General features: G+C 60.9%; 11 protein-coding genes. 9 read left to right on the top strand and 2 right to left on the bottom strand.

Annotation, left to right across the window (positions count from 1 at the left end; all coding sequences use genetic code 11):
• Positions 1–58 precede the first annotated feature (58 nt).
• The 9 genes from PQQ86_RS36670 (at position 59) to PQQ86_RS36630 (ending at position 11,604) form a co-directional block, all read left to right on the top strand.
• Positions 59–1,024, top strand: a complete 966-nt coding sequence (locus tag PQQ86_RS36670) for an ornithine cyclodeaminase family protein (protein ID WP_408278569.1) — start codon at positions 59–61, stop codon at positions 1,022–1,024.
• Between the two features lie 222 nt (positions 1,025–1,246).
• On the top strand, positions 1,247–2,179 hold the full coding sequence (locus tag PQQ86_RS36665; RefSeq protein ID WP_408278566.1) for a LysR substrate-binding domain-containing protein: 933 nt from the start codon (positions 1,247–1,249) through the stop codon (positions 2,177–2,179).
• A 218-nt stretch (positions 2,180–2,397) separates the two neighbouring features.
• Positions 2,398–3,942 carry an APC family permease gene (locus PQQ86_RS36660; RefSeq protein WP_408278564.1) on the top strand — a complete coding sequence of 515 codons (1,545 nt, stop codon included), beginning with the start codon at positions 2,398–2,400 and terminating at the stop codon, positions 3,940–3,942.
• A 57-nt stretch (positions 3,943–3,999) separates the two neighbouring features.
• Positions 4,000–4,764 carry an SDR family NAD(P)-dependent oxidoreductase gene (locus PQQ86_RS36655; protein ID WP_408278559.1) on the top strand — a complete coding sequence of 255 codons (765 nt, stop codon included), beginning with the start codon at positions 4,000–4,002 and terminating at the stop codon, positions 4,762–4,764.
• Positions 4,765–4,836: 72 nt separating this feature from the next.
• Complete coding sequence (locus PQQ86_RS36650) at positions 4,837–6,267, top strand: aldehyde dehydrogenase family protein (protein WP_408278554.1); 1,431 nt, start codon at positions 4,837–4,839, stop codon at positions 6,265–6,267.
• Between the two features lie 162 nt (positions 6,268–6,429).
• Entirely contained in the window at positions 6,430–7,515 is a 1,086-nt protein-coding gene (locus PQQ86_RS36645; RefSeq protein ID WP_408279442.1) for a DSD1 family PLP-dependent enzyme, read from the top strand.
• 53 nt (positions 7,516–7,568) lie between these two features.
• Entirely contained in the window at positions 7,569–8,747 is a 1,179-nt protein-coding gene (locus tag PQQ86_RS36640) for a porin (RefSeq protein ID WP_408278552.1), read from the top strand.
• A 686-nt stretch (positions 8,748–9,433) separates the two neighbouring features.
• Positions 9,434–10,921, top strand: coding sequence for a catalase (locus tag PQQ86_RS36635; protein WP_408279441.1), 1,488 nt, complete (start codon positions 9,434–9,436; stop codon positions 10,919–10,921).
• A gap of 68 nt (positions 10,922–10,989) precedes the next feature.
• Positions 10,990–11,604, top strand: coding sequence for an ankyrin repeat domain-containing protein (locus PQQ86_RS36630; RefSeq protein ID WP_408278549.1), 615 nt, complete (start codon positions 10,990–10,992; stop codon positions 11,602–11,604).
• Between the two features lie 22 nt (positions 11,605–11,626).
• Here PQQ86_RS36630 and PQQ86_RS36625 read toward each other — a convergent pair whose 3' ends face one another.
• Both PQQ86_RS36625 and PQQ86_RS36620 read right to left on the bottom strand, forming a co-directional pair.
• Positions 11,627–13,891, bottom strand: a complete 2,265-nt coding sequence (locus tag PQQ86_RS36625; protein WP_408278546.1) for a xanthine dehydrogenase family protein molybdopterin-binding subunit — start codon at positions 13,889–13,891, stop codon at positions 11,627–11,629.
• Entirely contained in the window at positions 13,891–14,340 is a 450-nt protein-coding gene (locus PQQ86_RS36620) for a (2Fe-2S)-binding protein (RefSeq protein WP_408278544.1), read from the bottom strand. Before PQQ86_RS36620 ends, PQQ86_RS36625 begins: the two co-directional genes overlap by 1 nt.
• Between the last annotated feature and the right edge of the window lie 31 nt (positions 14,341–14,371).

Raw genomic sequence — 14,371 nt, 5'->3', positions numbered from 1 at the left:
ATTGGCCAGCCGGATTTCTCCCCGCTATGTTAGGGAGTTTTAATTCTGCGAGGCTTTCATGTTGATCATTCCGGAGCAACAGGCGTCCCAACTCGTGTCCGTCGAGGACGCGATCGACACCGTCGGCGATGCCTTCGCCGCGAGCTATGCGGGCAACGCGCGGTCGTATCCTGTCGTGCGCGAACAGACTGGCCATGCCGACGCCGTATTCGGCGTGAAAGCCGGCTTTGATGCGTCACTACCGGTGCTCGGTCTCAAGGCCGGCGGTTACTGGCCGGGCAATGTAAAAAGGGGTCTTGGCAATCACCAGTCTTCAGTACTTCTGTTTGATGCAGACACCGGTCGCGCGGTCGCCCTTGTAGGCGCGAACTATCTCACCGGCATTCGCACCGGAGCGGCCAGCGCACTTGCGACGCGTGGTCTCGCGTCCCCGGACGCGTCGATTCTCGGTATCGTCGGCACCGGCGTACAGTCGATCCATCAATATCGCGCGACGTGCGCCGTGCGTCCGATCACGCATGTGCTGGCGTGGGACCCGAATCCGGACAACCTGCGCACGTTGCGCGACCTCGTCGAGGCGGACGGTCTGCGATTCGATGCGTTGTCCCTCGAGGCGGTCGCGCGTCACGCCGACGTGCTGATTACGGTAACGCCGTCGCATATGCCGCTGATCCGCCGCGAGTGGATTCGCCCGGGCGTCCACATCAACGCAATGGGAGCCGACACAATCGGCAAGCAGGAACTCGAGGTAGAACTGGTGGCGGCGGCCAGCATTGTCGTCGACGAGATCCAGCAGGCGATTTCGATTGGCGAATGCCAACATGCGTACGCCCGTGGATTGCTCACGGCGGAAAAACTGAACTTCACGCTCGGCGGGCTGGTGAGTGGCGCCCAGCAGCGTGGCGCAACTGACGACATCACGATCTTCGACGGGACCGGCACTGCGCTGCAGGATCTGGCTGTCGCAGCGCTCGCCTATCGACGCGCGCTAAAAGAAGGCCTGGGGGTTGCATGCGATTTTTGATCAACAGGCGAGCGCGCTGATCTGTGTGGTTCGCCCATTGATGGTGCATCCGTTTAGTTTGACGCCAACAGCGTTGTGCGTGCGCACCACAATGGGCCGTCGGCTTTTCCGATATGGCGTATTCGGCTCGGCACAGCAGTTGCTTCGTCTTGCATCTGCCTTCGGCGAGCATGACTTCATCGGCGCGGGCATTTCTTCGACTGAAGCGGTTGGTTTTTGCCCATGGAACTGAAGTGGCTTGAAGATTTCCTGACGCTGGCGGCCACGCGCAATTTTTCGCGCACCGCCGAGTTGCGCTTCATGACGCAGCCGGCATTCAGCCGGCGCGTCAAGATGCTGGAGGAGTGGGTCGGCGTCACGTTGCTCGATCGTAACGCGCAGCCGATTGCGCTGACCGCAGCGGGTGAGCGATTCCGCGATATCGCCGAGGAGGTGGCCCGCCAGCTCTACCAGGGGCGCGACGAGTTGCGTGCGGCAGCGGAGGGACTCGCCAGTACGGTCAAATTTGTCGCGACACACAGTCTTTCGCTGACATTCTTCCCCCAGTGGATCAGCGCCTCTGAAAAAACGGGGGAAGTGCTGAAGTTCAGGCTCGATACCGGCCATGCGAACGCGTGTGTGCAGATGATGCTGCAGGGCACGAGCCACTTCATGCTGTGCCACACGCATCCTTCAGTGGATATTGGCCTCGACCCGAAACAGTTTCTTGTCTATCGCGTTGGCTTCGACCGCTTGTTGCCGTTGTCGCGGCCCGGCGCCGACCATGAGCCGCTCGACTCGCTGGACGGTGCGTCTGCGCATCGCTGCCGATACCTGGCGTACGCCGAAACCTCTGCCATCGGTCGCGCGGTCGAGAACCTGTTGCGTACCTCGCCGGCAGCCAATCAGCTCGACCGCGTCTTCGTTTCGCCGCTCGCCGGCGTGTTGAACTCGATGGTGCGCGATGGGCGCGGACTTGCGTGGCTGCCGCAGAGTCAGGTCGGTCGCGAACTCGAATCGGGGGAACTGGTGCGCGCGGGTTCTTCCGAATGGGATATCGACGTCGACATCACGCTGTTTCGTCCACGCGCTCGTTTGCCCAGCAGCGCCGAAGCATTCTGGGAAACGCTGACGGCCGCTTCCGCAACGAATGCGGTTTTGCCGGCTGCTGCCTGAGTCGCTGAAAGCGCGAGCCGCTATTCAAATCGCCGCAATTTGTCAGCGCAATCGGCAAAGTCCGGTCGCGAGGCCTATGTTCGTCCCCATCCGAATAAGTCACACGAATACGCCATAGCGTCATGCCCGCTCAGCATCGCGTGATCGAATTTCGGCATTGGATTGCAGTTTTGTGGCCACCTACGATGCGCTCAAGTTGACCTGACTGGAGCGATTGGATGACTACGAAAGAGATGAGCGCGAGCACAGAGGCCGACGGCCTCAAGCGCAACGCGTTGGGATTGATCAGTGCGATGGGCATGTCCCTCGCGTTTATCTCGCCGACCATCGGCGTGATGTTCATATCGGCGCTGATCGGCGGCAAGGCCGGCGTGTCTTCGCCATTTGTGTTCGTGCTGGGGACTGCCGGCATTGCGCTAATGGCACTGACGATCGCGGAATTCGCCAAGCGTGTCACGTCAGCGGGTGGCTTCTACAAGTTCATTACGCTGGGTCTTGGGCCCGAAGCCGGTTTTGCAGCCGGGATGCTGATGCTGTTCGCGTACGCACTGCAAAGCCCGATCAATACCAACCTGTTCGGCGGTTTTCTCAGCAACGCACTTCGGAATGACTTCGGCATCATGGTGCCGTGGTGGGCGTTGATGATCGGCGTCGTGGTCCTGGTCGGCATTCTCGCGTGGTATTCGGTCCATGCGTCGATGCAATTCGACGTCGCGCTGCTGATCGCGGAAGTCGTCGTGGTGGGCGGCCTATTGATCGTTATCGTGATCAAGGGTGGCGATGCGGGTCAGGTGCCGGAGAGCTTTTCGCCGATGCACGCGGATCAGGGGTTCGGCGGTATCGGCCAGGCATTCGTCTTTATCGTCATGGCGTTTTTCGGCTTCGAATCGTGCCTGACTGTGGCGGAGGAATGTCGTAATCCGCGCCGCAATCTGCCGATCGCGCTGATTGGATCAGTCGTGCTCGCTGGCTTGTGGTTCACGTTCGCGATGTATTCGATCGTGGTCGGCTACGGCTCGGCGCACATGGACAAGCTCGCCAATTCCCAGGAGCCGATCCACGACCTCGCCGTGCGCTACCTTGGGCACATGTACGGCAATCTCGTCGATCTCGCGGCCGTCTCTGCCATCGTCGCTGTTGTGCTTGCCATCCATACCGCTAATTTCCGCGTGTTGTATTCATTGGGCCGCGACGGGCTGCTTCACAAGGCGCTCGGCCGTACTCATCCGAAGCACAAGACGCCTCACGTCGCGATTATCGTGTACTCGATCCTGACCCTCGTGGTGGGGATTGGCGCAGGGTTCTGGTGGGACCCGATGTCCGCGTTCGGCAATCTCGGCTATCTGTCGTCGCTCGGCATGCTGCCCATCCTGATCCTCACCAACGTCGCATTGCCTGTCTTCATGTGGAAGCGCTATCGCGCAGAGTTCTCACCGGTGCTGCATGTCGCGTTCCCCGTTATCTCCAACGTCATTTTCCTGGCAGCGATCTGGCTGAACGTTCATCCGTGGCCTGCCGCGCCATTGACTGTGTTCCCGTGGATTGTCGTGGCCGTGATCGTGCTCGCCGCGTTGTGGGGCCGGCGACTGAAGCGTCGCGGCTCGCCAGCGTTCTATCGCCTGGGGGCAGTGCTCTTCATTGAGGGCGATGCGATTCCGGAAATGGTGGACGTCGAAATCGAATCGCTCGATGAATTGCCGCCCGGCTCGGCAACCATGCGTGGCGCTGATAAGGCGCTTGGCTACGGCAACGAAGCGGCCTGAATTTTTCTTCGCCACGTAGAGGTGTGTTCGTGGCGTGTAGCAACCAACCAGAGAACTATGATGGGCAGACTGAATGGTAAGAGCGCGCTGATTACCGGCGGCGCGTCAGGTATAGGTAGGGCGATTGCGCAATTGTTCGCCGAGGAGGGCGCACGCGTCGTGATTACCGACATCAATACGGCGGCGCTTGCCGCGGCGGTCGGCGAGTTGGCGCAATACGGCACAGTGTCCGGCTGCACAGGTGACGTGCGTTCGATGGCGGATGCCGGCTACATGGTAGAGCACGCTGTCGATGAGCATGGCGGCCTCGACATCCTCGTATGCAATGCGGGCATTACCAGCGTGATGCCGATCGAGCAACTATCCGAGGACGAGTGGGACGCGGTTCTGACCACCAACGTCAAAGGCATGTTCACGATGGTCAAGCATGCTGTACCCAAGATGATCGAGCGCGGCGGCGGCAAGATCATTACGCTCGGCTCGGAGATGGGCATCGTCGCGGTCCCTGAGTCACCGGCATATAACGCCAGCAAGGGCGCGGTAATGATGTTCACAAAATCGATCGCGCTCGACCTGATCCGACACAACATTCGCGTCAATGCGTTGTGCCCAGGCATTACGCGTACGCCGCTGTTGCAGGCGGAAGTCGACAATAGTCTCGATCCAGCGAAGACCGCCGCGGCTCAGGCATCGTGGGCGCCGATCATGCGTGTCGCCGACGCGCGCGAAATCGCCTACGGCGCACTTTTTCTGGCCAGCGACGAAAGCTCGTTCGCGGTCGGCATGAATCTCGTGCTCGACGGCGGCTTTACCGCGCGCTAGGCATCCCATGCATTCCCGCAATGTTCGGCCGCTCATGCGGCGGCCGGCTTACGCCCCTACAGGAGTCACACAATGAAACAGACGGCAGCCTTTATCGACGCGGAGTCGGTCGAAACACTCAACACGGCTGCGGTGCTGGACCCGTCCAGCGGCAAGGCGATCGCCCAAACAGCGGATTGCGGTCCCGATGAAATCGATCGCGCTGTGCGTGCGGCACGGCGCGCGTCGCGGCAATGGCGCAGGGTCGCGGTTGCCGAGCGTGCGCGTATTCTGCGGCGCATCGCCGAACTGATCAAGCGTGACGAGGCGGATCTCGCGCATCTCGAAGCGTTGCAAACCGGCAAGCCGTTGAAGCAGGCGCGACGCGACGCGGAACTCACCGCCCGGTATTTCGACTTCTACGCCAGTGCGGTGGAAACACACTACGGTTCATCGATCCCGCTGAATGCGGACACGATGATCTTCACGGAATGGGAGCCGCATGGCGTGACGGCGCACGTGATCCCGTGGAATTACCCGATGCAGATTTTCGCGCGCACGATTGCGCCGGCGCTCGCGATGGGCAACTGCTGCGTGTTGAAGCCCGCCGAAGAGGCGCCGTTGACCGCCGTGCGGCTCGCATCGCTCGCATTCGAAGCAGGTCTGCCTGCGGGCGCTCTCAATGTCGTAACCGGGTACGGTGAGACCGCGGGCGCGGCATTGACAGGGCACGACGACATCGACCACATCTCATTCACCGGCTCGGTCGAAGTGGGGCGCATCATCGCTCACGCGGCGGCGAACCGCGTGATTCCTGCGACGATGGAACTGGGCGGCAAGTCGCCGAATATCGTATTCGCCGATGCGGATCTTGAACGCACGGTGCCGGGGGTGATCAACGCGATCCTGCAAAACGCAGGTCAGACGTGCTCAGCCGGTTCGCGGCTGCTGGTTCACGAGAGCCTGCACGCCGTGATGGTGGCGCGCATTGCGCAGGCCTTCGCCAACGTGGAGATCGGTCCCGCGCTGAATGACCCGGCACTGGGTCCGCTGATTTCGAAGACTCAGCGCGGCCGCGTCATGTCGTTCGTCGAACGGGCGCGCAGTCACGGCGCAAAAATCGTTGTCGGCGGCGATGCACTCAACGGCGGTGTACTGGGCGACGGATTTTTCTTCCAGCCGACGCTGATCGACAACGTCGATCCGTACAGCGCGATCGGTCAGGAAGAAGTATTCGGTCCTGTGCTGGCCGTCACGCCGTTCCGCGATATTGATGAAGCGGTGCGCCTCGCGAATGGTACCGACTACGGTCTTGTCGCCGGCGTATGGACGCGCGACATCGGCACCGCGCACCGGATGATCCGGGAAGTGCTGGCCGGACAGGTCTTCGTCAATACGTACGGCGCGTCCGGCGGCGTCGAGCTGCCGTTTGGCGGCTTCAAACGCTCGGGCTACGGCCGCGAAAAAGGGGCGGAGGGGCTGCGCAGCTTTGCCCAGATCAAGACCGGCGTCGTCGCGCTGTAAGTGCGTTCACTTCTTTCTACATTCCGACTCATGACCAGCATCATGCCAACACCGCGCTCGCGCGGTGAGCCGAACATCGTCGGCGATTCGCAATACGTTCCTGCTCCAACCCGATCAATCGAACATCTGGCCACGCCCGCGCTTCTGCTCGACGAAAGCCGGATGACCCGCAACATTGCCCGTCTGCGGGGAGGGCTCACGGGGCTCGGCGTCAATCTGCGTCCGCACCTGAAAACGGCGAAGTCGCTCGACGTTGCGCGCCGTGTCATGGATGGCCAAGCCGGCCCCGCGACGGTATCAACGTTGCGCGAGGCCGAACAGTTCGCGGAGGGCGGCGTGCGCGACATCCTCTATGCCGTCGGTATCGCGCCGGGCAAGCTCGATCGCGTGACGGCATTGCGTCGGCGTGGGGTCGATCTTTCGGTGGTGGTCGACAACCTGGATGCCGCCCACGCGGTCGCGAAGCAGTCACGCATCAGTCGCGATCCCATTCCCACGCTGATCGAGATCGACTCGGACGGTCATCGTGCCGGCGTAAGCCGCAAGGCTTCTGAGCAACTTGTGGCCATCGGTCGTGTGCTGCGTGAGGGCGGCGCGCTGTTGCGCGGCGTCATGACCCATGCGGGCGAGTCGTACGGGTGCGACACCGTCGAAGCGATCAGCGCGATGGCCGAGCGCGAACGTGCGGAAGCGGTTGCGTGTGCGGCCGTGTTGCGCGATGCGGGTCTTCCCGCGCCAGTAGTGAGCGTGGGGTCGACGCCGACGGCTCATTTCGCGCGCGATCTGAGCGGCGTCACGGAAGTGCGCGCCGGGGTGTTCGTGTTCTTCGATCTCGTGATGGCGGGTCTCAACGTGTGCACCATCGACGACATCGCGCTCAGCGTGCTCGCGACTGTGATCGGCCATCAAGCCGACAAGGGTTGGATTCTGGTCGATGCGGGCTGGATGGCGATGTCGCGCGATCGCGGCACGGCATCACAGAAGCTCGATCAGGGCTACGGCGTGGTCTGCGATGTCGATGGCGTGCCGTACCCCGACTTGATCATGGCCCAGGCGAATCAGGAGCAGGGCATTCTCGCGCTGCGCAGCGGGGCGGACGCGCAGTTACCGCAACTGCCCATCGGCTCGCTGGTGCGCATTCTGCCCAATCATGCGTGCCCGACCGCTGCCCAGCACGATCACTACACGGTCATACAGACTGGATCGCGCGAGATTGTCGATCAATGGCCGAGATTCAGGGGATGGTGAAGATGCAGCCACATTGGGCAGATGCAATTTCAATTCAACGAAGAAGAGATCAGATGAAGATAAAACTTCTGGCGGCGCTTGCCTGTAGCGCACTGGCCAGTGCCGCACAGGCGCAGAGCAGCGTGACGCTATACGGCACGCTTGATACCGCCATCGGCTACGTGAGCAATCTGCCGAAAACGAATGGCGGAACGGGCAGCGCGTTCCAGATGATAAACGGGACGCTGAGCGCCAACTCCTGGGGCTTGAAGGGCACGGAAGATCTAGGCGGCGGACTCTCCGCGGTATTCAGGCTCGAAAACGGCTTTGTTCTCAGCAACGGCGCGCTGAACAACAACGGGCGGGAGTTCGGCCGCGTTGCGACCGTCGGCCTGGCGAGCGTTCCGCTCGGCACCGTCACGCTCGGACGGCAATTCGATCCGCTAGTCGACCTCATCGAACCGCTGACGGAGGACGCGATCTTCGGTTCGGCGTTCGCGACGCCGGGCGATCTCGACAACTACGACGAAAGCCTTGGCGTCAATAATGCCGTGAAGTATGTGAGCCCGAGTTACGCGGGCTTTCAGTGGGAAGGAATGTATGCGCTCGGCGGAGTCGCGGGCAACGCGTCGAGCGGTCAGACCTATGCGCTTGCAGCGGCATATGCGAACGGTCCACTGAATCTTGCCGCCGGGTATCTTCACGCGAACTTCGCGAACGATTTCGTGTTGACCGGCAGCGGTGTGTCGCTCGCACCGGGCGCTAGCGCACCGACGACCGACAACCCCTATTTTTCGAGTATCAATCGCGGACTATTCTCGGCAAAGTCGGTGAGCATGATTCGTGCGGCCGCGAGTTATCAATTCGGCTTGTTCCAGTTCGGCGCGGCATACAGCAATGTCGCATACGGAGAAGGGTCGCTGTCGGCCGATACCCACTTTAACAACGCTACGGTCTATGTGAACTACAAACCGGTTCCCACGACGACACTGGGCGTCGGCTACAACTTCACCAAGGGCGACGGCGGCGCGCAAACCGACGCAACCTACAATCAGGTCAGCCTGGGTGCCGATTACACCTTCTCGAAGCGTACTGACGTCTACGCGCTCGCTGCATATCAGAAGGCATCTGGTCGAACGGCCGATGGCACAGGCGGCAGTACGGCAGCTACCGCGTCAATCGGCTCCTATGGTCTCGATTCGGGTAAGAACTCGGAGACGATGGTACTGCTCGGCGTGCGGCATCAGTTCTAAAGCGCAGCGCTGTCGCTTGCGTGGCTTTCGCGATCCCGAACCCACGCAAGCGCTTTGTCGCATGAATGATTATTGATAACGCTTCAATTCGCATTCGAGACGAGTATGAAATCAGGAAAGACATCTCCAATTATTGGCGCGCATGCTCACGCTCCTGATTTAATTATCGCTATTCCGCGCAAAGATAAGGTTAAGTTAAGGTCGTTTATAAAATAATTAAACATCTTGTGGATATGCTGGATAAAAACGTATCATTCATAAGGGTATGCGTGAAAATAATAAATTCAGTTGAAGCTATTCAAACTGAATAAAGCGCGCATAGCGCCACCACGCACGGCGCATACGCAGGTCGCCGCAAGCGTGACGCGGTGTCATTGTTGAGAAAAGGGCAATGCAGCAAGACCCACGGCAGATTTCCCCCACGAAATTCCGAATGATCCTTTAATTCACATTTCCGTCATGGAATCTGCAGTCTCTTCGGGGAAATTCACGTCAATTGTCAACTTTATTTTTGTAATTTTTATTTGCCAGAGTAATTCAGTGGCTATTGAAATGATAGGAAAAAGAGATTGGATAATCGAATGACTGGGTCATAGGATTCTTCTGGTTTCCCCCTGAACCAGGAATACAACGTGAAAATACTGAAGACACAGATTGCAGCAAGCATTTTCTCGATCGTCTCGGCAATGGCGATCGCTCAACCGGCATATGCCGTGGATATGACCCAGGATAGCGGGTCGCCTGTCGGCGATAACCAGAACTCCCAAACGGCAGGCCCCGAAGGTCCGGTTCTTTTGCAGGACTCTCATCTCATCGAGAAACTGCAGCGCTTCGACCGGGAGCGTATACCCGAGCGCGTCGTGCATGCGCGTGGCACAGGTATCTTTGGCGAGTTCGTGCCGACTACAGACCTCAGTTCGCTGACCACTGCCCAGGTGTTCACGCCTGGGACGAAGACCCCGGTCTTCGTCCGATTCTCGACAGTGATGGGCTATCGCGGGTCGCCCGAGCAGGCACGAGACCCGCGCGGTTTCGCTATCAAGTTCTACACGCAGCAAGGCAACTGGGACATGGTCGGCATCAACTGGCCGATTTTCTTCATTCGGGACGCCATCAAGTTTCCTGACTTCGTGCATGCGAACAAGCCATCGGCGGTGACTGGCGTGCAGGATCCGAATCTGGCGTTCGACTTTTTCGCCCATTCGCCCGAAGCGACGAACATGCTGACGCACCTCTACACGGACGAGGGCATGCCGGATTCGTATCGCCACATGGACGGCTACGGCGTGCACGCCTTCAAGTTCGTCAATGCAAAAGGGGAAGTTCACTACGTGAAGTTTCACTGGAAGAGCCGTCAGGGTGTCGAAGGAATTCGTCCCCAGGATATCCCGCATTCGATCGGCGCGGACTGGAATCTGATGACCAATGACCTGTACAACTCCGTCAAGGCGCGTTCATATCCACAGTGGGACCTTTACATCCAGGTGCTCTCGCCGAAGGACGTGGACAAATTCGACTTCGATGCGCTGGATGACACGAAGGTGTGGCCGTCTTCCGTCCCGGAGCAGAAGGTGGGCACGATGACGCTCAACCGCGTTCCGGACAACTATTTTGAGTCCACGGAAGAATCGGCTTTCGCGCCGTCGCGGCTCGTGCCGGGGATCGAACCTTCCGAGGACCGGATGTTGCAGGGCCGCCTGTTCTCCTATGCCGATACGCAGATGTATCGCCTCGGCCCGAACTACAACCAGTTGCCGATCAACCGCCCCATCGTCCCGGTCTACAACAACAACCAGGACGGCTTCATGAACGAGGGGGATCGAAAGGGCGAAGTGAACTACGAGCCGTCCGGAGTCGCCGAAATCTCACAGCAGGACAAGTACAAGTCCGTGCAGACGCCGCTGAAGGGGACAACCCAGCAAAGAGCGATCCACAAGACGCTCGACTTCCGTCAGGCCGGCGAGTATTACCGGACGCTGTCCGAGACCGGCAAGACCGATCTGATCACGGCGCTGTCGGGCGACCTTGGCCGCGTGACCAACGACGCGAACAAGTACGCAATGCTCTCGTACTTCTATAAGGCTGATGCCGACTACGGTACCCGCCTCGCGCGTGCGACCAACGCGGATGTCACCCGTGTGAAGGATGCAGCCGCACACCTGAGCGATAACTGAAGCATACACGGGAGCCTGCGCAAGCAGGCTTCCCAACTGATTAGACAGGCTTTCTTACGGAGAACGCAATGCAATGCTCTTTCACTGCCCGGCGCCTTGTTCGGACCGTGGCGGTCGCCACCCTGGCCGCACTGTTGACGGCAAGTTGCGCACAGCATGTGTATCAGCCGGGAACGTATTCCGCCGTGACGGACACGCCGCGTTACACCGAAGACTGGTTTGTCGCGGCGCGTGCGGGACGCACGGATATCGTTCAGGCGTTGATCGACGCGCATTTCCCGCTCGAGACAACGACGCCCGAAGGCTATACCGCGCTGATCCTTAGCGCGTATGACAATCATCCGGAGACATTGAAGGCCCTTCTTTCTGCAGGCGCCAACGCTTGCGCTGCTGATCGGCATGGCAACACGGCACTGATGGGGGCGCTCTTCAAAGGCGAGACGAATATCGCGACGATGTTGCTCGACACGCATTGCGACATCGATCAAACCAACAACGCGGGGGAAACGGCATTGTCGTTTGCTGCGCTATTCGGCCGACTCGATATGATTCCGGTGCTTGTCGCGCACGGCGCCAACGCGAATCATGTCGATGCGCGTGGCGGGACCGCGTTGCAAATGGCGATCGCACAGCACAACCCGGCTGCGGAGAATGCATTGCGGCACGCCGGCGCGACACAATGAGACATGACCGATAAACCGCCGTTCACGCCCGCTTCAACAACGCGCTATCGACCGGCAACGCCCGAATCCGCGTGCCTGTCGCATTGAAGATCGCGTTGCAGATCGCAGCCATTGTCGGCGGCACACCCGGTTCGCCAACACCGCCAGGCGGTGCAGCGCTTGGCACGATATATACGTGCGTTTCCGGCACGGAGTCGATACGGGCGACACGGTAGTCGGTGAAGTTCGACTGGTCGGCCGCGCCGCTACTGAAGGTCAGTTCGCTGTATAGCGTGTTGCCGAGCGCCATCACGACAGCCCCTTCGAACTGTGCGATCACGCGATCGGGATTGACGATACGTCCGCAGTCGATCGCCAGATCGATACGCGTCACGCGCACCGAGCCATCATCGGCAACCTGCACCTGCGCGACGGCGGCGACATACGACAGAAAGCTGCGATGAACGGCGATGCCGCGCCCATGGCGAGCGGGCAACGCGGCGGACCAGTTCGACCGCACCGCCGCCGCGCGGACCACCGCGGCATAGCGCGCGGTATCGATCGGATACTCGTCGATCGACGCGCCGTAGTTCGGATAGTCGACCCCCAGCGCATGCAGATCGACATGGCGCGGACTGCCCAGCAGCGCGAGCAGATGCTGCACCGGATCCTGTCGCGCAGCGGCGGCGAGCTCGTCGGCGAACGAGCCCAGCGCGAAGCCGTGCGGAATGTTGTACACGGAGCGATACCAGCCGATACGTGTATGCGCGGGCGCCGCTCCGTTTTCGCACTGCACGTTGGCGACTTCATAAGGCATGTCGGTCACGCCCTGACCGAGTTCGCCCGCCGAACCATAAACGACGTTCGGCGTGAACGTCGAACCGATCGACGGAAACACGCTCCGGTGCAACCACGCTATCGTCCTGCCCTGCGCATCGAGTCCGCCTTCCATGTGCTGCGCGCACACGGCATGGAAGTAGTCGTTTCGAATGTCGTCCTCGCGTGTCCACGTCAGCTTGACGGGTGCGCCGACTTCGCGCGCCAGGAACGCGGCCTCGGCCACATAGTCCGGTTTCGACTTGCGGCCGAAGCCGCCGCCGAGCAACGTGACATTGATCGTCACGGCCTGCTCCTGCAGGCCGAGCACCTGTGCGACGGTTGTACGCGCCTGCTGCGGGTTTTGCGTCGCGGTCCAGACCTCGACTGCGCCGTTCGCAAACGATGCAGTCGCAGCCAGCGGCTCCATTGCCGCGTGCGCCAGATGTGGTACGTAATAGTCCGCTGACACATGTCGTGCAGCGTTTTTCAGCGCGCCCGCGGTATCGCCGTTGTTGCGCACAACTTTCCCAGGCTGCCGCGCGGTGTCCTCAAGCGCCTTGCGATACGCGTGGCTATCGTAAGTGCCATTCGGCCCGAGGTTCCATTCGAGCTTCAGTTTCTGACGCCCTTGCTGCGCGGCCCACGTGTTGGTCGCTATCACCGCGACGCCGCCCAGCGGCCGGAAGCCGGCGGGCAGCGGCGCGGAAGAAATGCGCACCACGTGCAGCACGCCGGGCACCTTCATTGTTTCGGTCGAGTCGACGCTTTTGAGCGTTGCACCGTACACGGGCGAACGTTCGACCGACGCATACGTCATACCGGGTAACACGACATCGATGCCGTACGTCGCGCGGCCGTGAACGATATCGTCGAGATCGACGATCGGCAGCGACTTGCCGATATAGCGCCACGTGTCCTCGTTTTTCAGGTGCAGCGTTTCGCGGCCGGGCACTGGCTGACGCGCCGCGGCTGCGGCCACTGCGCCGTATGAAAGGCGCCGCCCACTCGCCGCATGCACCACATGACCCGGTTCAGTCCGGCAACTCGCCGGGCTCACGCGCCACTGCGCAGCGGCGGCGGCCATCAACATCTGCCGTGCGGAGCCGCCTGCCTCGCGCAGTGGCTGGAAGAACTGGCGGATGCTGCGCGAGCCATCGGTATTCTGGTCGCCGTACTTCGCATCGCCTTGTGCCTGCACAACCTTGACGGTGTTCCAGTCGGCATCGAGTTCGTCGGCGAGGATCATTGCGAGGCTGGTGCGGATGCCGGTGCCCATCTCGGAGCGATGCACGACCAGCACGATCTCGCCCGACGGCGCGACCGATACATAGACGTTCGGCGAAAATACCGTTTTCGCGTCGCTCGCCGAGGCGAGCGGGCTCGCTGCAAACGCCATGCGCGCGCCGCCGACCTGCAGGCCCAATACCACCCCGCCCGCCAAGGTGCCTTTCAGCACCCGGCGCCGGCTCAGATTGACGATCTCGCTCATTACGCCTGCTCCGCCGCTGCCTTGATGGCAACCTTGATGCGTTGATAGGTGCCGCAGCGGCAGACATTGCCGGACATCGCTTCGACGATCTGCTCGTCGCTCGGCTTCGGCGTCTGTTTTAGCAGCGACGCAGCCTGCATCATCTGGCCAGGCTGACAGTAGCCGCACTGCGGCACATTCGCGGCTTTCCACGCTCGCTGCACGGGATGCTCGCCGCCTTTGCCCAGGCCTTCGATCGTCGTCACGGGCTTGCCTTGTACATCGCTCAGTGAGGTGACGCATGAACGCACCGCCACGCCATCCAGATGTACGGTGCAGGCGCCGCATGCGCCTATGCCGCAGCCGAACTTGGTGCCATGCAGCCCCAACAGGTCACGCACCGCCCATAGCAGCGGCATGTTCGCGTCGGCGTCGACGTTGTGATGCACGCCATTCACAATCAGTTCCATCGGTTCACTCCTTGTTGTCGACGCACGCCAC

Origin of the sequence: Paraburkholderia sediminicola (genome assembly GCF_046026675.1) — a bacterium.
Classification (GTDB): Bacteria; Pseudomonadota; Gammaproteobacteria; order Burkholderiales; family Burkholderiaceae; genus Paraburkholderia; species Paraburkholderia sediminicola_F.
This window is presented reverse-complemented; position numbering and strand designations above follow the sequence as displayed.

Coding starts and splice junctions, on each gene's coding strand:
- PQQ86_RS36625 (WP_408278546.1), bottom strand. CDS start 13,891: ATGAGCGAGATCGTCAATCTGAGCCGGCGCCGGGTGCTGAAAGGCACC.
- PQQ86_RS36650 (WP_408278554.1), top strand. CDS start 4,837: ATGAAACAGACGGCAGCCTTTATCGACGCGGAGTCGGTCGAAACACTC.
- PQQ86_RS36660 (WP_408278564.1), top strand. CDS start 2,398: ATGACTACGAAAGAGATGAGCGCGAGCACAGAGGCCGACGGCCTCAAG.
- PQQ86_RS36640 (WP_408278552.1), top strand. CDS start 7,569: ATGAAGATAAAACTTCTGGCGGCGCTTGCCTGTAGCGCACTGGCCAGT.
- PQQ86_RS36645 (WP_408279442.1), top strand. CDS start 6,430: ATGACCCGCAACATTGCCCGTCTGCGGGGAGGGCTCACGGGGCTCGGC.
- PQQ86_RS36635 (WP_408279441.1), top strand. CDS start 9,434: ATGGCGATCGCTCAACCGGCATATGCCGTGGATATGACCCAGGATAGC.
- PQQ86_RS36670 (WP_408278569.1), top strand. CDS start 59: ATGTTGATCATTCCGGAGCAACAGGCGTCCCAACTCGTGTCCGTCGAG.
- PQQ86_RS36655 (WP_408278559.1), top strand. CDS start 4,000: ATGATGGGCAGACTGAATGGTAAGAGCGCGCTGATTACCGGCGGCGCG.
- PQQ86_RS36630 (WP_408278549.1), top strand. CDS start 10,990: ATGCAATGCTCTTTCACTGCCCGGCGCCTTGTTCGGACCGTGGCGGTC.
- PQQ86_RS36665 (WP_408278566.1), top strand. CDS start 1,247: ATGGAACTGAAGTGGCTTGAAGATTTCCTGACGCTGGCGGCCACGCGC.
- PQQ86_RS36620 (WP_408278544.1), bottom strand. CDS start 14,340: ATGGAACTGATTGTGAATGGCGTGCATCACAACGTCGACGCCGACGCG.